The sequence below is a fragment of the Sphingobium indicum BiD32 genome (genome assembly GCF_000382885.1).
Lineage (GTDB): Bacteria > Pseudomonadota > Alphaproteobacteria > Sphingomonadales > Sphingomonadaceae > Sphingobium > Sphingobium japonicum_C.
On the sequence record NZ_CAVK010000231.1, the window covers coordinates 1 to 21,823 of the forward strand.

At 65.6% G+C, this 21,823-nt stretch carries 20 protein-coding genes; 10 read left to right on the forward strand and 10 right to left on the reverse strand.

Features of this window, described 5'->3' with window-relative positions:
* Positions 1-38 precede the first annotated feature (38 nt).
* The 6 genes from EBBID32_RS20275 to EBBID32_RS20300 form a co-directional block, all read right to left on the reverse strand.
* Positions 39-317: a BrnA antitoxin family protein gene (locus EBBID32_RS20275; protein WP_440590969.1), complete on the reverse strand. Its 279-nt coding sequence runs from the start codon at positions 315-317 to the stop codon at positions 39-41.
* Positions 277-549: a BrnT family toxin gene (locus EBBID32_RS20280; protein WP_006965970.1), complete on the reverse strand. Its 273-nt coding sequence runs from the start codon at positions 547-549 to the stop codon at positions 277-279. Before EBBID32_RS20280 ends, EBBID32_RS20275 begins: the two co-directional genes overlap by 41 nt.
* Before the next feature lie 97 nt (positions 550-646).
* Positions 647-4,090 carry a chromosome segregation protein SMC gene (gene smc, locus EBBID32_RS20285; RefSeq protein WP_006965972.1) on the reverse strand — a complete coding sequence of 1,148 codons (3,444 nt, stop codon included), beginning with the start codon at positions 4,088-4,090 and terminating at the stop codon, positions 647-649.
* A 101-nt stretch (positions 4,091-4,191) separates the two neighbouring features.
* Positions 4,192-4,926 carry a thioredoxin domain-containing protein gene (locus EBBID32_RS20290; RefSeq protein ID WP_006965974.1) on the reverse strand — a complete coding sequence of 245 codons (735 nt, stop codon included), beginning with the start codon at positions 4,924-4,926 and terminating at the stop codon, positions 4,192-4,194.
* Positions 4,927-4,971: 45 nt separating this feature from the next.
* A complete protein-coding gene (locus tag EBBID32_RS20295; RefSeq protein WP_006965977.1) occupies positions 4,972-5,637 on the reverse strand; it encodes a thioredoxin domain-containing protein in 666 nt (221 codons plus the stop codon).
* Positions 5,638-5,694: 57 nt separating this feature from the next.
* Positions 5,695-6,237 (reverse strand): DUF721 domain-containing protein, encoded by a 543-nt coding sequence (locus EBBID32_RS20300; RefSeq protein WP_037492208.1) that lies wholly within the window; start codon positions 6,235-6,237, stop codon positions 5,695-5,697.
* Between the two features lie 26 nt (positions 6,238-6,263).
* Here EBBID32_RS20300 and EBBID32_RS20305 point away from each other — a divergent pair, with 26 nt between their 5' ends.
* The 4 genes from EBBID32_RS20305 to EBBID32_RS20320 are packed head-to-tail and all read left to right on the forward strand — an operon-like array spanning position 6,264 to position 10,435.
* Complete coding sequence (locus EBBID32_RS20305) at positions 6,264-7,358, forward strand: A/G-specific adenine glycosylase (protein WP_006965981.1); 1,095 nt, start codon at positions 6,264-6,266, stop codon at positions 7,356-7,358.
* Complete coding sequence (gene nudC / locus EBBID32_RS20310) at positions 7,345-8,262, forward strand: NAD(+) diphosphatase (protein WP_006965983.1); 918 nt, start codon at positions 7,345-7,347, stop codon at positions 8,260-8,262. The genes EBBID32_RS20305 and nudC overlap by 14 nt, the downstream gene beginning before the upstream one ends.
* Positions 8,263-8,304: 42 nt before the next feature.
* Positions 8,305-9,651 (forward strand): TldD/PmbA family protein, encoded by a 1,347-nt coding sequence (locus EBBID32_RS20315; RefSeq protein ID WP_006965985.1) that lies wholly within the window; start codon positions 8,305-8,307, stop codon positions 9,649-9,651.
* Positions 9,638-10,435 (forward strand): 3'(2'),5'-bisphosphate nucleotidase CysQ, encoded by a 798-nt coding sequence (locus EBBID32_RS20320; RefSeq protein WP_006965987.1) that lies wholly within the window; start codon positions 9,638-9,640, stop codon positions 10,433-10,435. The genes EBBID32_RS20315 and EBBID32_RS20320 overlap by 14 nt, the downstream gene beginning before the upstream one ends.
* Positions 10,436-10,442: 7 nt before the next feature.
* Here EBBID32_RS20320 and EBBID32_RS20325 read toward each other — a convergent pair whose 3' ends face one another.
* Positions 10,443-10,982 (reverse strand): hypothetical protein, encoded by a 540-nt coding sequence (locus EBBID32_RS20325; RefSeq protein WP_006965989.1) that lies wholly within the window; start codon positions 10,980-10,982, stop codon positions 10,443-10,445.
* 65 nt (positions 10,983-11,047) lie between these two features.
* Positions 11,048-12,325 carry a phosphoribosylamine--glycine ligase gene (gene purD / locus EBBID32_RS20330; RefSeq protein WP_006965992.1) on the reverse strand — a complete coding sequence of 426 codons (1,278 nt, stop codon included), beginning with the start codon at positions 12,323-12,325 and terminating at the stop codon, positions 11,048-11,050.
* Between the two features lie 7 nt (positions 12,326-12,332).
* Between purD and xseA the strand changes: the two genes are divergently transcribed.
* Genes xseA through EBBID32_RS20345 form a run of 3 tightly spaced genes read left to right on the forward strand, consistent with a single transcriptional unit; the run spans position 12,333 to position 14,901 of the window.
* Positions 12,333-13,829 (forward strand): exodeoxyribonuclease VII large subunit, encoded by a 1,497-nt coding sequence (gene xseA / locus EBBID32_RS20335; protein WP_037492211.1) that lies wholly within the window; start codon positions 12,333-12,335, stop codon positions 13,827-13,829.
* A 20-nt stretch (positions 13,830-13,849) separates the two neighbouring features.
* Positions 13,850-14,062, forward strand: coding sequence for a DUF2093 domain-containing protein (locus tag EBBID32_RS20340; protein ID WP_006965996.1), 213 nt, complete (start codon positions 13,850-13,852; stop codon positions 14,060-14,062).
* Positions 14,059-14,901: a M23 family metallopeptidase gene (locus EBBID32_RS20345; RefSeq protein WP_006965998.1), complete on the forward strand. Its 843-nt coding sequence runs from the start codon at positions 14,059-14,061 to the stop codon at positions 14,899-14,901. Before EBBID32_RS20340 ends, EBBID32_RS20345 begins: the two co-directional genes overlap by 4 nt.
* A gap of 13 nt (positions 14,902-14,914) precedes the next feature.
* Here the strand turns inward: EBBID32_RS20345 and EBBID32_RS20350 are convergent, their stop codons facing one another.
* Positions 14,915-15,460: a hypothetical protein gene (locus EBBID32_RS20350; protein ID WP_006966000.1), complete on the reverse strand. Its 546-nt coding sequence runs from the start codon at positions 15,458-15,460 to the stop codon at positions 14,915-14,917.
* Positions 15,461-15,855: 395 nt separating this feature from the next.
* On the opposite strand from EBBID32_RS20350, the gene EBBID32_RS20355 reads away from it, so the two are divergent.
* Positions 15,856-18,855, forward strand: coding sequence for a TonB-dependent receptor domain-containing protein (locus tag EBBID32_RS20355; RefSeq protein WP_006966003.1), 3,000 nt, complete (start codon positions 15,856-15,858; stop codon positions 18,853-18,855).
* Between the two features lie 201 nt (positions 18,856-19,056).
* Here the strand turns inward: EBBID32_RS20355 and EBBID32_RS20360 are convergent, their stop codons facing one another.
* The gene (locus EBBID32_RS20360; RefSeq protein WP_006966005.1) at positions 19,057-20,094 is read right to left on the reverse strand and encodes a hypothetical protein; all 1,038 of its coding nucleotides are present in this window, start codon (positions 20,092-20,094) and stop codon (positions 19,057-19,059) included.
* 111 nt (positions 20,095-20,205) lie between these two features.
* Here EBBID32_RS20360 and EBBID32_RS20365 point away from each other — a divergent pair, with 111 nt between their 5' ends.
* On the forward strand, positions 20,206-21,486 hold the full coding sequence (locus EBBID32_RS20365) for an aspartyl/asparaginyl beta-hydroxylase domain-containing protein (RefSeq protein ID WP_440590970.1): 1,281 nt from the start codon (positions 20,206-20,208) through the stop codon (positions 21,484-21,486).
* Positions 21,487-21,561: 75 nt separating this feature from the next.
* The gene (locus tag EBBID32_RS20370) at positions 21,562-21,813 is read left to right on the forward strand and encodes a hypothetical protein (RefSeq protein ID WP_006966009.1); all 252 of its coding nucleotides are present in this window, start codon (positions 21,562-21,564) and stop codon (positions 21,811-21,813) included.
* Positions 21,814-21,823 lie beyond the last annotated feature (10 nt).

A 21,823-nucleotide genomic window follows, 5' to 3' on the forward strand; every position in this document is an offset into this window, starting at 1 on the left:
TCGCTCGAAACGAACGGAGCAAGGTAAAGGCCCAAGCCCTACAGGCCGAGCGCCTTGCGCAGTTCGGCGTTGATCCGGCTTTGCCAGCCCGGCCCGGTGGCGCGGAAACCGTCCAGCACGGCGGCGTCTAGGCGGAGGGTGACCTGCTGCTTGGGATCGCTGGATTTGGGGCGGCCGGGTCTTGCAATAGGGCCGATGCCGGGGCGAATGATCTTGTCGCCAATCCGAAATTCGGCCTGATCGAACATCTCTTCCGTCCATTCCGGGATGTCATCATCATCCCAGTCTGCGGGCATAGGCTTTCTGCTCTCGGTCATTGCATTTCCTCATCGAGATGACGCGCATCCCTTCTTCAGTCGGCGACCAGACCATCATCACAAGGCGGTCGTTTACTAAGCCAAACGTCTGGAACCGAGGTTCGGGATAATCGAACCGGTCATCCTCCCTCGTCAAGATCGGCCCATCAAAAACCTGTGCGGCGTCGGCGAAATCCAGTCCTCTTTCCTGCAGGGTTTTCAATCGCTTTGCTGGATCGAAGCTAATTTTCATGGCGAAATACGTTCCTTAAATTTGGAGCGCTTTGCCTTTCGCCCGCCCATTTTGCATAACTACAGAAATTCGTCAAGCATTTTTGTAACTACAAAAATCACTCCGCCGCCAGCAGCGCCTCGGCGCTCTGGAGGTTGACCGAGACGAGGCGGCTGACGCCACGTTCGACCATGGTGACGCCGAACAGGCGGTGCATCCGGGCCATGCTGACGGCGTTATGGGTGACGATGAGGTAACGGGTCTGGGTCTGCGCCACCATCGCGTCGAGCAGGTCGCAGAAACGTTCGACATTGGCGTCGTCGAGCGGCGCATCGACTTCGTCCAGTACGCAGATGGGGGCGGGGTTGGTCAGGAACAGGCCGAAGATCAGCGCGACGGCGGTAAGCGCCTGTTCGCCACCCGATAACAGGGTCAGCGCGGCAAGTTTCTTGCCCGGCGGCTGGGCCATGATTTCCAGCCCCGCCTCCAGCGGATCGTCACTGTCGATCAGTTCCAGATGCGCCTGCCCGCCATTGAACAGGGTGGTGAAGAGGCGGCGGAAATGGCCGTCGACCGCCTCGAACGCGGCCAGCAGGCGCTGGCGCCCTTCGCGGTTGAGGCTGCCGATCGATCCGCGCAGGCGGTGGATCGCCTGGGTCAGTTCCTCGCTTTCAGCGCGGCTGCTGGCCTGCACCTGCTCCAGTTCCTCCAGTTCCTGCGCCGCGACGAGGTTGACCGGCCCGATCCGTTCGCGATCGACGCTGAAGCGGTCATGATCGGCCTGTTCGGTCTGGGCGATCCGTATGTCGGCGCTGGCGAAACCCAGCTTTTCGGGCAGCAAAGGCGGCGGACATTCAAAGCGTTCGCCCGACAGCCGGTTGGTTTCGATCCGCCGTTCGTCGGCGGATTCGGCGCGGGCTATGGCGGTAGCGCGGGCTTCGCGGGCAGCGGCAAAAATTTCACCACTATGTGCGGCTCGCTGTTCGGCTTGGCGCAAGGCGGCTTCGGCGTCCTGTTCGGCACGGCGGGCGGCATCGGCGGCGGCGATGAGGCTGACGCCCTGATCGTCCAGCGCGGCGATGGCCTGTGCCAGCGCGTCGGGCTGGTCCGCGATCGCGGCGCGTTCGGTCGCTGTCTCCTCGCCGCGCGCGACCATGGCGGCGATGCGCTTGGCCGCTTCGCCCGCGCGGGCGCGCCAGCCCTTGATCTCTGCATCGACGGCGGCCTGCCGTTCGCGGTCGCTGGCCAGGGCGCGGTCGGCCAAAGCCTGATCGGCCTGTAACTGGCTGACGGCGGCGCGCGCCTTCTCGCTCGCCTGCGCCAATGCGGCGACCAGTGCGCGCGTGTTGGCCCCGTCAGGCATGGCGGCGCGGGCGGACTGCGCGCTGTCATGGTCGGCGCGGGCGGTGTCGGCATCGCGCCGGGCCTCGACCAGCCGTTCCTCTATCCCTTCGCGCCGTCCCGCCAGCCGTTCGAGCGCGGTGGTTGCCTCGTCGGCCGTACGGAGCGCGGTGCGCAAATTGTGGTCGGCCTGGGCGATTTGGGTGCGGCCATCGGCGAGCGCTTCGCTGGCGCGCCGTTCTCGCGCCATGGCATCCTGCTGTGCGGTGTTGGCGGCATCGACCTGTGCCTGCGCTGCGGGGCGGGCGGCGGCGATCGCCTCCAGCCGGTTGAGCCGGATCAGCCGTTCGGCGGCCGCCGCACCGCCTTCGGTCGCCACATAGCCGTCCCAGCGGCGCAACTGGCCGTCGCGGGTGAGGAGGCGCTGGCCGACGGCAAGCGCTTGGCCCTCGTCCGTGTCGGCGACCGCGATCTGGGCAAGGCGGCGGGCCAGTTCGGGCGGAGCGGTGACATGGGCGGCGAGCGGCGCGCAGCCTTCGGGCAGGGCGGGGTCGCTGGGCAGCGAGGACGCGCCTGCCCAGCGGCGCTTGCCGTCCGTGGCGATCGGCGCTTCCAGATCATCGCCCAACGCGGCGGCGAGTGCGCGTTCATAGCCGGGCGCGGCCTTGAGCTGATCGAGCGCGCGGCTACGGCCACCGGGGCCGCTGTCCACCGCGCGTTTGAGCGCCGCCGCTTCGCTATCTAGCGCGGCCAGCGCGGCGCTGGCGGCGGAAAGCGCGGCTTGCGCTGTGGCGCGTTGCTCGCTGGCGGACTGGCGCGCGGCCTCGGCAGCGTGGATCGCGGCTTCGGCGTCGTCGCGGGCGGCGCTGGCCTGTTGTTGTGCGGCGATGGCGGTGGCGCGTTGGGTTTCGAGCGGGGCCGGGTCGGGCAGGGCGGCGGCTTCGCTCGTCAACCGCTGGACCTCGCGTTCTGCGCGTTCCAGACGGCTGCGCGCGGCGACCAGCGCGGCTTCCGCCACGCGCAATTCGGCCTGTTCACCGGCCTGCCTGGCCATCGCCTTGGCCAGATCCAGTTCCGCATCACGCGCGGCATCTTCGGCGCTGGCAATGCGGCTGGCGAAATCGGGACGCAGCTTTTCGGTCTCGGCGATCCGGGCCTTGAGCGTCGCGATTTCGCCGGTGAGACGCGCGATGGCTTCAGCGGCGTCGTTGGCGAGCGTGCCTTCGCGGGCGCGATCTTCCTCCAGCCGGGCGGCCTGCTGGGCCAGATCATGCAGCCGGCGGACGACGCCGTCGCGCTGCGTGCGTAGCGTGGCGAGGCGGTGGCCCGCTTCGCTGGCGTCATCGCGCGCGCGCTGGGCGGCGGCGCGGCAGTCGGCCAGCGTGGCGAGTGCGGCCTGGGCGTGTGCGGCGGCGGCCAGTTGCGTCTCCTGCGCGGCGACGACGGCGGCGTCGGCTTCCTTGGCCTGCGCACGGGCAGCTTCGGCGCTGGCATGGGCTTCGCGCCAGCGGGCAAAGAGGGTGCGGGCTTCGGCAACGCGAATCTGGTCGGACAGGCGGATATAGCGTTCGGCGGCGCGGGCCTGACGGCGCAGCGCGTTGGCGCGGGCGTCCATATCGAGCAATATTTCAGCCAGTCGGGCGAGATTGGCTTCGGCGGCGCGGAGCTTCTGTTCGGCGTCCTTGCGCCGGACATGGAGGCCCGCGATGCCCGCCGCTTCCTCCAGCATGGCGCGCCGTTCCTGCGGCCGGGCGGCGATGACGGCGGCGATGCGCCCTTGGCTGACCAGCGCCGGGCTGTGCGGGCCGGTGGCGGCATCGGCGAAGATCAGCGACACGTCCTTGGCGCGCACGTCGCGGCCATTGGCTCTGTAGGCGCTGCCCGCGCCGCGTTCGATCCGGCGGGTAACCTCCAGTTCGCCGTCCGCACCGACATCCACGGCGCTGAACAATTCGCCCTGCTCCTGCACGGTGAGCAACGAGACCTCGGCAAAGTCGCGTTGCGGCCGGGTGGCGGTGCCTGCGAAGATCACATCTTCCATGCCGCCGCCTCGCATGGATTTGGCGCTGGATTCGCCCATGACCCAGCGGATCGCTTCAAGCAGGTTGGACTTGCCACAGCCATTGGGACCGACGATGCCGGTCAGGCCGGGTTCGATGCGCAATTCGGTCGCATCGACGAAGCTTTTGAAGCCGGAGAGCTTGAGCCGCTTTATTTGCATTTTTGTTGGCTGCGCCAGGCACAGACCAGAGACGTGCCGGCGCAGCGTGCCGCCCCGGCCCTTATGCGCTCAGGCGCTGATGTCCGCCCCCCGACGCGCAATCAGATGCCTGCTTCCTTGAGCTTGGGCAGGAGCGCCGCCCAGTTGGCGACATTGTCGACCAGCACGCCGTTGATGAGGAAGCTGGGGGTACCGCTGATCTGATACTGGCTGTTGGCAGTTTCGACGCCCTTGGCCAGCTTTTCGGCTGACGCAGTGTCGGCCAGGCACTGTTTCGCCTGATCCTCTGCAATGCCGCGCTGCTTGGCGAAATCGACGAGGCCCAGAGCGCTGGCCAGCTGGCCGAAGCGCTGCGCCGGGGGTGCGCTCATCAGCGCCTGATAGGGTTGGTCGCCCAGCGCCTGCGCTTTCTCGAACATGGCATTCTGGTTGGCGAAAAACTGTTCGGACAGGGGATAGAAAATATCCTTGCCGCCGCAACGGGCCAGCAGCGCGGTCGAAATGTCGATCGGGTCGCGGACATAGGTGCGGAATTCAAAGCTCATCTTGCCGGTATCGACCAGCTTCCTGATCTCCTCCGACGCCTCGGCCGAGAAATCCTTGCAATGGCTGCACGTATAGGAGCCGAATTCGACCAGCTTCAACTTGGCTGCCGGATTGCCCATAAGATAATAGCCCTCAGGCGTTTCCGCGATGGTTTCCGACCAGACTGCTCCGGCGGGCGGTGCGACAGCGGCGATGGATTCGCCGCTGGGCTTGGCCCCCTCTTCGCTCTTGCCGCAGGCAGCAAGGGTCAGGGACAGGGCGATAAGGGCAACACCGGAAAGGGCTTTCACGACGGGCAAGGCTCCGATTATGGGCAGGATGACGGGTGTTTTAGATCAGCGCGCGGCGGGGGGCAATGCGGCCTGGAGCTTGCCCCAGTCCGATCCGGCGACCAGCGTGCCGTTGACGGTGAAGCCGGGCGTGCCGCTGATCTTCACCTTGTTCCACGCCTCGTCGGTCATCGCCATGATCTGCTTCATCGCCATGGGGCTGGCGATGCAGGCGTTGAGCTGGGCTGGGGTGTAGCCGCGCTTGACCATCAGCGTGTAAAGGCCGGTTTTCTGGCCGATGTCGCGCAGCGCGGCGATCTGCTCGGTCGGCTTGGTGGCGTCGCGGTCATAGGTCTGGAGCTGGTCCATCCACGCATCCTGATTGGCAAACAATGCCTCATGATTGCCCATGAAGCGGGCCGGGCCGCCGCAGCGGGCCAGCAGCGCGGCGGTCAGGTCATATTTGTCGCGCACGGCATTGCGCACTTCGACGCTGACCTTGCCGCCTTTGACGTAATTGGCCTTGAGCGGGGCGCTCGCTTCGCCGACGAAATGGGCGCAGTGGCTACAGGTGTAGCTCACATATTCGATCAGCTTGGTCGGCGCGGCGGGATTGCCCATGGCGTGGCCGCCGATCGCCGAGATGGTGACACGGCTGACCCAATTGGCGGCAGGTGCGGCGATGACGGCGACGGGAAGGGCGAAGAGAGCAAGTGGGAGCAGCTTTTTCATGAGACAAGTCCACTGAACGACTGGCCATGAACGCCAGCCGAATATTTAACAGAATAATTAGCCGATTTTGGGCAGGCCGCTACTGTTGGCAAGCCCCTGCGCCAGCGATTCCAGCACGGTGCGCAGTTCGGGGTCGCCAATGTCGCGCAGCGAATCGCCCAGTTCGACCGGAATGGGTTTGAGGTTGCGCGGCGGCGGGCGGCGTTCGGCGGGGGTGGGCATGATCTCACCCTGCCGCATCGCCACCTTGGCCACGGCGGCATAGCCGAAGAATCGGTTCACCCGTTCGATGAGGTCGGGCAGCATATGCTGCACCATCGGCGCATGGCCGCTCATGACCGTGAGTTGCAGCGTGCCGCCAGCCTTTTGCCCGACCGGGAATCGGATCGATTCGGGCGCGGAGATGCTGGCATAATGGCTGCCGACGATTTCCGACCAGCGGGTGACAATGCTGGACTGGACGAAGCCGAATTTGCGGAAGGCGGCGCGCCCAATGTCGGGCATCAGGTCGGCGATTCGCCGCGATCCGTTGATGCGCGGCCGTTCTGCCGGGGGAATGGCGCGGCTTTTTACTTTAGGCGTCGGGGGGCGTTCCGTCATGGGCCGCACCATGGCATAGCGCCGCCATGCGCGTCGAGGGTGACATGATAAATGGCGGGGTAAAAGACGGGGTAAAAATAGCAGCCGACCTGCTGGCCCATTACGATGTCCACGCCCGGCGCCTGGCCTGGCGTGCGCCGCCCGGTGCCAATGCGGCCGATCCCTATCGGGTGTGGCTGTCCGAAGTGATGCTGCAACAAACGACGGTGGCGGCGGTCGGCCCCTATTTTACCAGCTTCACCGCGCGCTGGCCGACCGTGGAGGCGCTGGCGGCGGCGGATGATGCGGACCTGATGGCGGCCTGGGCTGGGCTGGGCTATTATGCCCGCGCCCGCAACCTGCTGGCCTGCGCGCGGGTAGTGGTGCGCGATCATGGCGGGCTGTTTCCCGATAGCGAGGAGGGGCTGCGCGCGCTGCCGGGGGTGGGTGCCTATACCGCCGCTGCGGTGGCTGCGATCGCCTTTGGGCGGCGCGCGGTGGTGGTGGACGCCAATGTCGAGCGGGTGGTGGCGCGGTTGTTTGCGATTGCGACCCCGCTGCCTGCCGCCCGCCCGGTGATCCGCGCGGCGGCGGACGCGATCACGCCGGATGCGCGGGCGGGGGATTTTGCGCAGGCGATGATGGATCTGGGTGCCACCATCTGCACGTCGCGCAATCCGGCGTGCGGCATCTGCCCGTTGCGGGCGGATTGCGCGGCGGTGCGGACGGCTGATCCCGCCGCCTATCCGGTCAAGGCGGTGAAGAAGGCACGGCCGCACCGGACCGGCCATGGCTGGTGGATCGAGCGGGCGGACGGGCATGTCTGGCTGGTGCGCCGCCCGGACAAGGGCTTGCTGGGCGGGATGCGGGCGCTGCCGAGTTCGGACTGGAGCGTCGATCCCGACGCAACGCCGCCCTTTGCCGCTGACTGGCGGACGCTGGCGGAGCCGGTCGCGCATGTCTTTACCCATTTCTCACTGGCGCTTGGCGTTCACACGACCCATGTGGGGCAGGATCATGTTCCGCCCGGTGCGGGGGAATGGTGGCCGGTGGCGGACATCGCGCAAGCCGGGCTGCCCACCCTTTTTGCTCGCGCGGCGCAGGCGGTGTTGAAGGAGAAGAACGAGGATGCACGGAACTGACCCTCAGCGCAACGAGCCGCCCGGCTTTGTGGGCGGCACGCTCGATCGTGTGGACCATATCCGTACCAACCCGGCGCTGCTGGCCGAGACATTCGCCGATCCGGCGGCGCGACGGCTGGTGCTCGACGGGCTGGAGCCGGTCGAGGTCGATGGTGCGCTGCTGCTGGAACCGATCGAGATTGACGCGCGGGTCAAGGATCATGTGCTGCTGGGCGTCGATCCGGCGGGGCGACCAATCTTCGCGCGCCTGCTGGCCGAACTGACCGGTGGCGCGGGGGCGACGCCGCGCAGCCGTGGGCTGGTGGGGCAGGTGTCGGCGCAGGAACTGGCGCTCTATGGCACGGCGCGCAGCCTGTTGCACTGGCACGCGCGGCATCGCTTCTGCGCGGTGTGCGGCGAGGCGACGGAGCCGGTCAAGGCAGGCTGGGCGCGCCAGTGCGGCATTTGCAAGGCCGAGCATTTCCCGCGGGTCGATCCGGTGTCGATCATGCTGGCGGAATTTGACGGCAAAGTGCTGCTAGGCCGTCAGCACGCCTGGCCGCCGGGGCGCTATTCGGCGCTGGCGGGCTTTATCGAGCCGGGCGAGACGATCGAGGAGGCAGTGGCGCGCGAATTGTTCGAGGAAGCGGGCATCCGCGTCCATGATGTGCGCTATGTGATGAGCCAGCCCTGGCCCTTCCCATCGTCGCTGATGATCGCCTGCATCGCGCAGGCGAGCGGCGACGCGCTGACTTTGGACGCGACCGAGATTGAGGACGCCTTCTGGTGCGACGCCGATGGCGTGCGCGCGGCGATGGCCGGGGAGCCGGATGCGCCCTTCATCGCCCCGCCGCACATGGCGGTCGCGTGGCACTTGCTCGACCGCTGGCTGGCGGGCGTTGCTCCGCGTGAGCCAAGCGCGTAAGGCCGATCACTCCATTTGTCGTTTCGGGAATAGCTTGCCTCCATGCTCAGCCTAGAAGAAGCCCAGTCGCGCGCGCAGGATCTGGTGAGCGCCGCGCGCAAGGCGGGAGCGGATGCAGCCGACGCCATTTACGCCTGTAACGCATCGACCAATGTGTCGGTGCGGCTGGGCGCGCTAGAGGATGTCGAACGGTCCGAGGGTGAGGAAATCGGCCTGCGTGTATTCATCGGCAACCGGTCGGCCAGCATTTCCGCGTCGGACATGAATCCGGCGACCCTTGGCACGCTGGTCGATCGCGCGGTGGCGATGGCGCGTGAGGCACCGGAAGATCCCTATGCGGGCCTCGCCCCGCAGGACCGGCTGATGAAGAAGCGCCCGCCCGCGCTGGACCTGACCGACAGCGAGGAACCGGAACCCGTCGCGCTGCGCGAACGCGCGCGAATCGCGGAGGAAGCGGCGCGCGCCGTGCCTGGCATCACCAACAGCGAAGGCGGCGGCGCGTCGAGCGGTCGCAGCCAGGTCGCGCTGGCGACCAGCCATGGCTTTGCCGGTGCCTATGGCGCGACCAGCCATTCGACCTGGGCCAGCGTATTGGCGGGCGCAGGATCGGACATGCAGCGCGACCATGCCAGCCATAGCGTGCGTCATCTGGAAGATCTGGACCATGCCGAGGCGATCGGCGTGCGGGCGGGCCAGCGCGCAGTAGCGCGGCTGAACCCGATCAAGGTGGATAGCGGCGTCATGCCGGTGATTTTCGACCCGCGCATCGGCTCCAGCCTGCTGGGGCATCTGATCGGCGGGATGGTCGGCCCCGCGATTGCACGGCGGTCGAGCTTTTTGCTCGAATCGCTGGGCGAGGCGCTGTTCGATGCGGGCGTCACCATCATCGACGATCCGTTGCTGGTGCGCGGGCTGCGTTCGCGCCCGTTCGATGGCGAGGGGTTGCCGGTCGAGCGGCGCGCGTTGATCGACAAGGGTGTGTTGACCGGCTGGCTGATGGACAGCGCGTCGGCACGGCAATTGGGGCAGGAACCGACCGGCCATGCCAGCCGGGGCGGCAGCGGCGCGCCGGGCGTCAGCATCACCAACGTCCATATGGAAGCGGGCAGCATATCGCCCGGCGACCTGATGGCGGATGTGAAGCGCGGCATCTATGTCACCGAACTGATCGGCATGGGCGTCAATGGCGTCACCGGAGATTATAGCCGGGGGGCGGCGGGCTTTCTGATCGAAAATGGCGCAGTTACCCATGCCGTGTCGGAAATCACCATCGCCAGCAATTTGAAAACGATGTTCCGATCGCTCATCCCCGCCAACGACCTGCATTTCCGCTATGCGATGAACGTGCCGACGCTGCGCGTCGACGGGATGACCGTTGCCGGGGGCTGAACTCGACCTGCGCGCAATCGTGTCGGCCGTGTCGGACGCGGCCGATCATGCGCTAACGCTGTGGGCGGGCGGCGAGACGCGCGTGCGGCAATGGGAAAAAGTGCCGGGCCACCCGGTGTGCGAGGCCGATCTGGAAGTGGACGGCCTGCTGCGCGCATCGCTTGGCGCGATCGATCCGGGGGCGGGATGGCTGTCGGAGGAGACCGCCGATACCGTGCATCGGCTGGGCATGTCGCGAGTGTGGGTGGTTGATCCGATCGACGGCACGCGCGATTATCTGCGCGGTCGGCCGGGCTGGGCAGTGTCGGTGGCGCTGGTGGAGGACGGCGCGGTGCGGCTGGGGATTCTCGCAGCGCCTGCCCGCAACGAATATTGGATCGCGCAGGCCGGGCAGGGGGCGACGCGCAACGGACGGACGCTGCGTGCCGGCACGCGCGACAGTCTGGCGGGCGCGCGGGTTCCGGCCGAACAATTGCCGCGCATCGACCGCGATCTGGTGACGGTGGAAAAGCCCAACAGCATTGCGCTGCGCATGGCGATGGTGGCAGCGGACGAGGCCGATCTGGTCGCCACCGTGCGCTGGGGCAATGAGTGGGACATAGCGGCGGCCGCGATCATCTGTCAGGAGGCGGGCGCGACGGTGACCGATGCGCTGGGCGATCCATTGCTGTTCAACCGGCCCCGGCCCACCGCCTTTGGCCTTCTATGCGCGGCGCCCGGCATCCATGTCGCTGCCACCCAGCGCCTTGCGCCGCGCGCGCGGGAGATATTGGGCGGGGGTTAGGCGCGCACTACAGCTTGCCATATTTGGTTTCAAATCCAGCGATGTCGCCTGCGGCGAGATATTTGGCTTGGTCGATCCATTGGTCGCGGATCGGGCGGCCCTTGAAATTGCCGAGCCTGGCGTCGATCGCGGCGAGATCCGTGTCGGTCCAGGCGGCGATCTGGGCGAAGCGGGTGACGCCGAGGTCGATGAGCAATGTCTTGAGCTTTGGCCCTACACCCTTGAGGCGGAGCAGGTCGTCCTCGCCTTCGGGGACGGCCGTGATGGCGGGGGACACCGGTACGGGTTCTGGCGCTGGTGTCGGTTCAACTGCGATGGGGGCAATGGGGGCTGCGACGGGGGCCACCGGTTCGACCGGCGCGACGACGGGGGCAGCGGCCACCGGCTCCACAAACGGGGCAGGCGGCGTTTGTGCGGGCGGGGTCGGCGCGATGTCCTGTGCAACGTCCCGCGCCTTGTCCTTGCCGGACAGCAGAAAGACGAGGCCAATAATGACCAGCAGCCCGATCAGCAGCCACAGGCCATAGTCCATGAAAAATTCCTGCATCGCGCGTCGCCTTCTATGAATATGCCGTCGCTATTTAGGGACGCATCGCCCTGATCGGCAAGGCTTCATGCCTGTTCGCGCGCGACTTCGCGCCAGCCAATGTCGCGGCGGCAGAAACCGCTGGGGAAGTTGATCGCGTCGACCGCCGCATAAGCCGCTGCCTGCGCCGCGCCGACCGTATCGCCGGTCGCGGTCACATTAAGGACGCGGCCACCATTGGCGACCAGCGCGCCGTCCTGATCCGCGGTCCCGGCGTGGAACACCAGCGCGCCACCGGCCTGCGCAGCGTCGATGCCCTGGATCGCGCCGCCCTTGTCCGGCGTGCCGGGATAGCCGTTGGCGGCCATGACGATGGTCAGCGCGGTGCGGCTGGCCAGTTCGACCGGACCCTGTCCCGCCAGCGTCCCTTGCGCGACGCTGAGCAGCAGATCGACCAGATCGCCGTCGAAGCGCATCATCAGCACCTGACATTCCGGGTCACCGAAGCGGGCATTATATTCGATCAGCTTTGGCCCCTGGTCGGTCAACATCAGCCCGGCATAGAGGACACCGGAATAGGGCATCCCTTCGGCCGCCATGGTGGCAACGGTGGGCTTGATGATCGTTTCGATCGCCTGGGCTTCCAGGTCCGGGGTCAGGACGCGGGCGGGGCTATAGGCACCCATGCCGCCGGTATTGGGTCCGGTATCGCCATCGCCGACGCGCTTGTGATCCTGCGCCGATCCGAAGGGCAGGATGGCGGTGCCGTCGGTCAGCGCGAAGAAGCTGGCTTCCTCGCCCGTCATGAATTCTTCCAGCACCACTTCCTCGCCCGCCGCGCCGAATGCGCCGGAGAACATGGTGTCGAGCGCGTCGAGCGCTTCGGCGCGGGTTTCGGCGATGATGACGCCCTTGCCCGCGGCCAGCCCGTCCGCCTTGATAACGACGGGTAGCGCGAAATCGTCGAGCGCGGCGATGGCGCCGTCCTTGCTGGTGACGCGGACATAAGCGGCGGTCGGAATATTGGCGCGCTTGCACAGATCCTTGGTGAAGCCTTTGGACCCTTCAAGCTGGGCGGCCTTCTTGTTGGGACCAAACACGGGCACGCCCATTGTGCGCAGATTGTCGGCGAGACCATCGACCAGCGGCGCTTCCGGGCCGATGACGACCAGCCCGATCGAATGGCGGGTGCAGAAATCCAGCACCGCGCGATGATCGGTCGCGGCAAGGTCGACCAATGTCGCGTGCTGGGCTATGCCGGGGTTGCCCGGCGCAGCGTAGAGCGTATCGAGCCGGGGCGATTGCGCCAGCTTCCACGCCAGCGCATGTTCGCGGCCGCCGCCGCCAAGCAAAAGGATGTTCATGTCGCCCATGTCCCCGGAATATGATGCCTATGACAGTTCGGGCCGCCTGTTAGCGGAGGAACGCGCGGGCGACAACGCGCCGCCGCTGTCGGTCAGCGAATTGTCGGGGATGCTCAAGCGCACGGTCGAGGATCGCTTCGGCCATGTCCGGCTGCGTGGCGAGATTTCCGGGTTCAAGCGGGCGGCGTCCGGGCATCTCTATCTGGCACTGAAGGACGATAATGCCGTGCTGGACGGGGTGATGTGGAAAGGCGGAGCGCAGCGGCTGGCCTTTGCGCCGCAGGACGGGGTGGAGGTGATCGCCACCGGCAAGCTGACCACCTATCCGGGCCGCTCCAAATATCAGATCGTGATCGAACGGATGGAGTTGGCGGGCGAAGGCGCGCTGATGGCGTTGCTGGAGAAGCTGAAGGCGAAGCTGGCGGGCGAAGGGCTGTTCGCGGCGGAGCGCAAGCGGCGTTTGCCCTTCCTGCCGCGCACTATCGGCGTCGTGACGTCGCCCACTGGCGCAGTGATTCGCGACATATTGCACCGGCTGGCGGATCGCTGCCCGACCGATGTGCTGGTCTGGCCGGTGCTGGTGCAGGGGCAGGGGGCTGCCGAGCAGATTGCCCGCGCCGTGCGCGGATTCAGCGCCATGGCGGATGGCGGGCCGCTGCCCCGGCCCGATCTGGTGATCGTGGCGCGCGGCGGCGGGTCCATCGAGGATCTGTGGAGCTTCAACGAGGAAATTGTCGTGCGGGCGGTGGCCGACTGTTCGATCCCGATCATATCGGCGGTAGGGCATGAGACCGACACGACGCTGTGCGACTATGCCGCCGACATGCGCGCGCCCACGCCCACGGCAGCGGCGGAAATGGCGGTGCCGGTGCGGGCGGAACTGCTGGCGATGCTGGGCGAGATGGGGCTGCGCGCCGGACGGGCGGTGCGACGCGGGGCGGGTCAGGCGAGGGAAAGGCTGGCAATGCAGGCGCGGCTGATGCCGACGCCCGACATGCTGCTGGCACCCCAGCGGCAGCGGCTCGACCAGCTGTCCGATGCGCTGGGCAGCGGGTTGCGCCACCGGATTGCGGACGCGCGTGCGCAATTGGGGCAGGCAGGCGGCGCGTTGCGGCCCGCGCTGCTCCAGCAATATCTCCAGCGGGCGACCGAGCGGCTCGACCGGTTGCGCCCGCGCCCTGACTATCTGGCGCGGGTGTATCGGGATAGGGCGACGGCGCTCGACCGGGTGTCGCGCCATTTCGCCTCGCTTGATCCCGACCTGCCGCTGGCACGTGGCTATGCGCGGGTGATGGCGGGCGGGCGGCTGGTCCAGTCGGTCGCTGCGGCGCAGGCGGCGGGTGCTGTGACGCTGCATTTCAGGGATGGGACGGTTGATGCGACGGTCGGGGGCAGCGCGGCCTCGCTTGAGAAGCCCGGCCCATCCGCTATATCGTCTGTGTCACGCCCGGCGCGCAAGCCGCGTGGTGCGGACGAAATGCCGCAGCAGGATCTGTTTTCGTGAAACGCCAGAAAGGCTGACCCATGTTGATGTCCAACAGCGATCGCGTCGCCCGGCTCCACTATATGGCCTATAGTTTCCGCGTGTTGCAGGCGGGCGACCATGTGCTGTGCGCCGTGACTGGCCAGAAAATCGCGCTGGAGGATCTCCGTTACTGGAGCATCGCGCGGCAGGAACCCTATGCCGATGCACAAGCGTCCGCGCGGGCCGAGATCAAGGCGACCGGCGGGCGATGAGGCGCTGGGCGGCGGCGGCGCTGCTGATCGCGCTGGCCGGACCATCGGTGGCTGCCGTGCCCGTGCAGACGCGGGTGGATTTCACGATTGCCGGACCAATGACGCAGGGCGGCGCTTTGCTGGGAACTGCGCCGACCGGCACGGTGGCGCTGATGCTGGATGGAAAGCTGGTCCCGATCGACGGCGCTGGCCGGTTCCTGATCGCCTTCGATCGCGACGCTGGGCCGACCGCGCAGCTGGTCGCCCGGCTGGCCGATGGCCGCACGGTTGACCGCCCTATCGCCATTGCGCCCCGCGCCTGGCGGATCGAGCGGATCAATGCGCCGATGCGCCCGACCAAAAGCACGGAGGCATTTCTCGCGCTGCGCAAACCGGAACTGGAACAGATCGCGGCCGCGCGCGCGGTGGTGACCGACGCCCAGGGCTGGCGACAGCGCTTCATCTGGCCACGTACCGGTCGCCTGTCCGGCTTGTTCGGATCGCAGCGTGTCTATCAGGGGACGCCGGGTGCCTATCATGGCGGGGTCGACATTGCAGGTGCGACCGGCGCGGCGGTAGTGGCACCTGCCGATGGTGTGGTGGTCCTGGCCGCTGTAGACAAACCGTTCACGCTGGAGGGGCATTTGCTGATGATCGACCATGGCCACGGCCTGGGCAGCGCTTTCCTCCATCTGTCGCGGATCGACGTGAAGATGGGCGATCATGTGGCGCAGGGGCAACGCATCGGCGCGGTCGGCGCGACGGGCCGCGCGACCGGGCCGCACCTTCATTGGGGGATGAAGTGGAATGACGCGCGGATCGACCCGCTGCTGCTCGCGGGACCGATGCCGAACGGATAGTCACCCCATCGGCCTAGCTGATCCGCTTCATCCGCACAGCGCGGCCACCGTCGACCTTGCCCATGAAACTGCCCATGGCGGCGCGTTTCAGTTCGATTGGCTGGCCGACCTTGGGATCACGCGCGGTCATTGCTTCTGTCGTGATCCATTGTGCGCCGTCCTCCAGCCCGATCTGCCATTTGCCATAGCCCAGGCTGCGTACCGATGCGATCACCGCCTGGATATGGGTGACGCCTTCCTCCGCCTGCGCCTCCTCCTTGCTGTCATCACCGCCGCCCAGGAAGGGCAATTTGGGGAAGGAAAAGCCGAACAGAGTCTTGCGCGTCTTGTTCAGCTCGCCCTTGTCCAGCACCACCACTTCATCGCGTTGCGCCGCGGCATCCATCGCGCCGACCTGCCGGTCGAAACAGGCGAGCCGTTCGGCATCGACCGTGATCGTACGGCATTGGAGCAGGTCGGTGAAGATTTCAGGCCGCGGCTGCTGGCGCTGCGGCGCGGCGGAAGATTGGGCCGCGACGCAGAGCGGAACAAGCAAAAACAGTGCGCGCAAGCCCGTCATAAATCGTCTCTCCATCGCGTCGAACAGTTTGTTCCCCTACCATGCACCCGCCAGAGGCAAGGTCAATATGCGCATGGCCAGCCCGGTAGGACGCACATGGTGTCACAATAGGCCTGCACTGCTGCATCACGCGATATGATTGCTTCATCCTGTTGTATCACCGTGAAATTATGTTGCTAATCAGCCGTAAAACAGTCATGCCACGTTCATGTTGCATTTATGATACAGGGGCATCCAAAAGCGGTGAATGCCCTTTTCCCCGGCTTTACAGCGCCCTTAACCCCGCGCAGTTTCCGGCCATCCATATGGGGGGATCGCTGTCGGGCACCATGTCCCCCCATAGGTACATCATAGTGGCAGGCCATCTGCCAGCCTCCAGAGCAAGGGACTGGACCGTGAAGACATTTTCCAAGAGGGCACTTTTGCGTGCCAGCGCCGCACCGGCGATTCTGGGCGCGTCGCTGATCGCGACCGCCGCATTCGCACAGGATGCGCCGCAGGCTGCCGAAGCCGATATGGGCGACACCATCATCGTCACCGGGTCGCTGATCAAGAACCCCAATCTGGCGCGTTCGACCCCCGTGACGGCGACCACCGCCGACCAGATCGAACTGAAGCAGAACAACACCGCCGAAGAAATTCTGCGCGAAATTCCGGGCATCGTTCCCAGCATCGGTTCGGCCGTCAACAACGGCAATGGCGGTGCTTCGTTCGTCAACCTGCGCGGCCTGGGTTCCAACCGCAACATCGTCCTGATCGACGGCAACCGTCTGGTGCCTGCCGAACTGAACGGCCGTTTCGACCTTAACAACATCCCGCTGGCCCTGATCGACCGCGTCGACGTGCTGACCGGTGGTGCTTCGACCACTTATGGTGCGGACGCCATTTCGGGTGTCGTCAACTTCGTCACCAAGTCCGACTTTGCCGGTCTGGAAGCGAATATCGCCAACCAGCTGACCGAAGAAGCCGACGGCCATTACGTCCGCGCCGACCTGACGCTGGGTGCCAATTTCGACGATGGCCGCGGTAACGTGGTCTTCTCGGTCGGCTATCAGCAGTCCGACCCGGTCTATCAGGGCGATCGTTCCTTCTCCGACGTTTCGATCGACTCCTTCAGCGGCCTGGGCGGCGGTTCGGGCACGTCGACCCCCTCGCGCTTCACCAACGTCAACACGACCGGTGCCGATTCGATCACGACCGGTTGCGGCCTTGATGGACAGCCAGCTTGTAACGCCGTTCAGGGCAACCGTCAGGTTACCGCTGCTGGCGGTGCGTTCCGCCCCACCTCGGCGTTCGACGCTTACAACTTCAACCCCTTCAATATCTTCCAGACGCCGTTTGAGCGCTTCAACATGTACGGCGCAGGCCGTTACGAAGTCAGCGACGCGGTGGAAGTCTATTCGCGCGGCATCTTCTCGAAGAACACCGTCAGCACCATTATCGCCCCGTCTGGCGCGTTCGGCATCTCGGTGGCCGTCCCGCTTAGCAACCCTTATCTGTCTGCGGTACAGCGTAATGCTCTTTGCGCCTTCGACACCAACCCGGGCGTAGGCTACTCAGCGCTCTACTCTCAGGCACAGTGCGACGCCGCAGCGACAGCGACAAACCCGAGCGACCCCAACTATCGTACTGCGACGACCACCGTATCGCGTCGTGCGACCGAACTGGGTCCGCGTATCTCCGATTTCACCACGACCTTCTTCGATTATCGCATCGGCGCACGCGGTGGCATCACCGACTCGATCGACTGGGACCTGTCGGGTAGCTATGGCGAGTCCGAGAACGTTCAGACCCAGCAGGGCTACTGGCTGAACTCGCGCGTCCGTCAGGCGCTGCTGGCGACCAACACCGCGACCTGCCTGACCGATACCAATGGTTGCGTTCCGCTCAACCTGTTCGGCCCGGACGGTTCGATCAATGCGGCGCAGAACGCCTTTCTGACGGCCAACAGCCAGGTCACGACCAAGACGTCGCTGGCACAGGTCAAGGGCACCGTCAGCGGTGACTTCGGCGTTGCTTCGCCTTTCGGCACCGATAGCCTGGCTTTCGCGCTGGGTGGCGAATATCGCAAATATGGCGCCAGCCAGGAATCCGATCTGCTCTCGCAGTCGGGCGATCTGGGCGGTGCCGGCGGTGCGGCCCCGAACATCGACGGCGGCTATGACGTCTATGAAGCCTATGGCGAAATCATTCTGCCGCTGGTGCAGGACAAGCCTTTCTTCCAGGATCTGACGCTGGAAGCGGGCATCCGCTACTCCGACTACACGGTTGATGGCGGTTCGGGCTACAACACGACCACATGGAAGGTGGCCGGTAACTGGACGCCGGTTGACGGCATCAAGTTCCGTGGCAACTATTCGCGTGCGGTTCGTGCCCCGAACATCGCAGAACTGTTCGCTCCAGTGAACACCACGCTGACCAACCTCGACAGCGATCCCTGCGCCGGCGTTGCGCCGACCCAGAACGCCAATCTGGCGGCTGTCTGTATTGCTCAAGGCGCAACAGCAGCTCAGCTTGGTTCGATCATCAACGATCCGGCTGGCCAGGTAAACTCCACCGGTGGCGGTAACCTTGCCCTCGGCCCGGAAAAGTCGAACAGCTGGGGCCTGGGCGTGTCGCTGCAGCCTGCAGCGCTGCCAGGCTTCAGCCTGACGGTCGATTATTACAACATCAAGATTTCGGGTGCCATCACCTTCCCGACGCCTGATGACGTGATTTCGGCCTGTTTCGACAATATCACGGCTGCCAGCGCTTCGGACGCAGCTTGCACCGGCATCCGTCGCGATCCGTCGACCGGCGCACTGTTCGGTGAAGCTGCTGTCGTGGGTGGTCTGCCGCAGTCGCTGTCGAACCTGGGCAAGCTGGCCACGGACGGCATCGACGTTCAGCTGAACTATCAGAAGGATGTCGGTTTCGCGAAGTGGGCGCTTAGCGCCAACGGCAACTGGACCAACAGCTCGACCTTCCAGGCGACCCCGACGTCGGTCAACCGCGAATGCGTTGGCCTCTACAGCGTCAACTGCGCCTCGATCCAGCCCAAGCTGTCCTGGTCGGTGCGTAACACCCTCTCGTTTGACTCGGTTGATCTGTCGCTGCTGTGGCGCTATATCGACGGCGTGAAATATGAGGATGGCGATGCATTCGTCGGCACGCTGAACGGCAAGGAAGTCGATTTCAACCGTATCCCGGCTGAACATTATTTCGACCTGACCAGCCGCTTCCATGTTTCGGACGAGGTCACGCTGACCATGACCGTGCAGAACCTGCTGGACAACCAGCCCAAGGTGGTTGGCAACACCATTGGTTCGACCAGCTACAATAGCGGTAACGTCTATCCGTCGACCTACGACGCGCTGGGCCGCCGCTACACGGTCGCTGCCAAGCTGCGCTTCTGATCCTTCGATCAGGCAAGAAAGAAAAGGGGCCGGTGGCGACACCGGCCCTTTTTCTATGGGTGGGCGTGGAGCGGAGATGCATCCACACGCAGCCATCTACGGCCACGGGAAGCAGCCGCTCGGGCTAAGCCGTCAAAGCCTTGTCCTTTTTAAGAAGAATGTCCCTTTCGATTGGCTCAGGGCGAACCGATCGACGTGCTTCTATCCGTTGATCAGTGGCCGGGGCAGGTACATCGCAATCCCGGCATTGTCCGCCAGCACCATGGCCCAATGGGCAACCTTGGCGACCTCGTCGGCATGGATCTCCAGCCCGCGCTGCGCCGCTTCCGCGCGTTGGCCCGGTGTGAAGGTTGCACCATTTTTGGCGTTGCGGGCAAAGACCGGGCCGCTGGCGATTGCGGCGACCGCTGCATCGTCCAGCGCCAGCCCGAACAGGCGGGCGAGTGCGGCCAAACTCTCGACCGGTCTTGCCACTAGCGTTTCGCTGTCCAGCGTGGCGACCCGCGCGCCCAGTTGATCGCACAGCGTCTGGAACTGACGCTGTTGCGCCAGCCAGCCGACGGCTGCGACCTGAATATCGGTCAGGCCCAGATAGTCGGAGGGCGCTATGCCCAGCGGCTCGATCATCCCTTCGCGCGCCAGCTTCTGGAACAGGTCGCGTACCCAGAGCCGCCCCCACATGCCCTTGCGCGCGATCGAGGCGAGATAGGGTTCCAGTGGGGCATGGAGCAGGAGCGCGCAGGCATCGGGTCGCAATCCCATAACTGCAGGGATTAGCGGATTGATGAGGTTCGAGGGCTTGATCACCACCGCCTCGCCTGGGCCGAAGGGGCGGGCAAGCAGATGCAGGCTGGCGTCCAGCACCCGCGCCACATCCGGCCCCTTTGCCCCGCGATGTCGCCAGCCGATCAGGTCGTTGAGCAGCACAGGCTCTTTCAGGCCCATCGCAACGCCTGGAATATCGAGCGCGGCGGCCAGCAAGGTCGAGCAGCAATAGGCGGAATGAAACAGGAAATGGAGCGGCGCACGCGGCGGCATATGCGCCATGGCGTCAGCCAGCCGCAATACTAACGGCGCTTCCGCCTCCCCCAGATGCTCGTCGGTCAGGAACGGAATGTCGCCATGTCGCGCGCGGGGAACCCGCCGCATATGGACTGCGTCATGCCCCGGATCGTAGCGATGGGCCAGCCATTGGGCATCGCGCATGATGTCGCGGATCGCGGGATCGGGAGAGGTCATGGAGACCAGCCTTCGCATGGCTGTTACGGCCATTCAAGATGCAGGACTTTCCCCTACTTGCCAGCGCCCCGGCTTGTGGTAGCGATGGTGGATGATGGGCTGGGGGGCTTTATGGAATTGGCGGTGGGCCGGTTGGTGCAGCAGGCAGTGGAGGCGCGGCGGCAGGGGCATGTCGCAGCGGCCGAACAATTATTGCGCGATGCGCTTGCGCGGCACCCGGGGGAGCCTCAGGCGCTCAACCTGCTGGGGATGATCGCGCTCGACCAGCGGGATTTTGCGGCGGCCAGCGGGCATTTTCGTGGTGCGGCTGCGGTTGATCCCAGGGAGGCGGCGCTGTGGATGAATGTCGCGTCGGCAGAGCGCGGGCTGGGCCATGCGGAAGGCGAGCGGGCCGCGTTGCAGGCGGCGATCGACATCGACCAGCGCAATTTGATGGCGCAAATCCGCATGGCGCAACTCCAGCAACGGCTGGATGAACGGCAAGGTGCGGCGGACAGTTGGGGCAAGGCGCTGGCGCTGTCCGCGGGACTGCCCGATCTGCCGCCAGCGCTGGTCGAGACGCTGGCGCAGGCGCGGGCATTTGTCATGGCGCATCAGGCGCAATTTGCTGCCTTTGTCGAGGCGGGCGTTGCCGCACAGCTGGCATCGGCGGACAGGGTGACGCAGCGGCGCTTTCAAGCCTGTCTGGACCGGGAATTTGGTCGCCGGATGATCTACCAGAATCATTGTTCGGGCCTGCATTATCCCTTTCTGCCCGCGGACGAATATTTCGACCGGCATCATTTTCCCTGGATGGACGCGCTGGAAGCGCAGACCGATGTAATCCGCGCCGAATTTCTGGCGATGATCGGGCAGAATGACGGGGCGATCCGCCCCTATGTGCGGCAGGATGCCGGAACGCCGCAGAATATATGGACCGCGCTTGATGGCTCGCTCGATTGGGGTGCGGCGTTTCTGTGGGAATATGGCGTGCGGAACGAAGCGGTGTGCGCGGCCTGCCCGCAGACCGTTGCGGTGCTGGAGGCTTTGCCGCGCGCTGATATTCCGGGGCGGGCGCCATCGGCCTTCTTCTCGCTGCTGAGGCCCGGTAGCCGGATTCCCGCGCACACGGGCGTCACCAATACGCGTGCTATCGTCCATCTGCCGCTGGTTGTGCCGCCGGGCTGTTTCTTTCGTGTCGGGGGTGAAACGAGGGCATGGCAAGAAGGTGTCGCCTTCGCCTTTGACGACACGATCGAACATGAGGCGTGGAACGACAGCGATCATTTGCGGGTGGTGCTGATTTTGGACGTGTGGAACCCGCATTTGTCGCTTGCGGAGCAGCAGCTATTGAAGCAATTCTACGCGACGGCCGATGCGAGCAAGACGAACGACGTCCTACCGCGCATCTGATCGACGGCATGGAGGCTGGCCCGTTCGGAGAGACGGGGTCGGCACTGCCGCCTTTCTAGGAGAATTGGAGTGCGAATGTTCAAGGCAGTGATTGCGTCCAGCCTGATCGTCATGGCCATGCCCGCGCTGGCACAGGACAAGGCCCCGCTGGACAAAAATGATCCCGATGCGGTGCGGTGCAAGCGGTTTCAGGTCACCGGTTCGCTGGTGAAGAAGGAGCGGGTCTGCAAGACCAATGCCGAGTGGCGGGCGATTTCCGAGCAGCAGAATCGCGATGCCGATGACATCATCACTCGCAGCCGCGCGGGGATGAACCCCAACGGTTGACAAGGCGGAG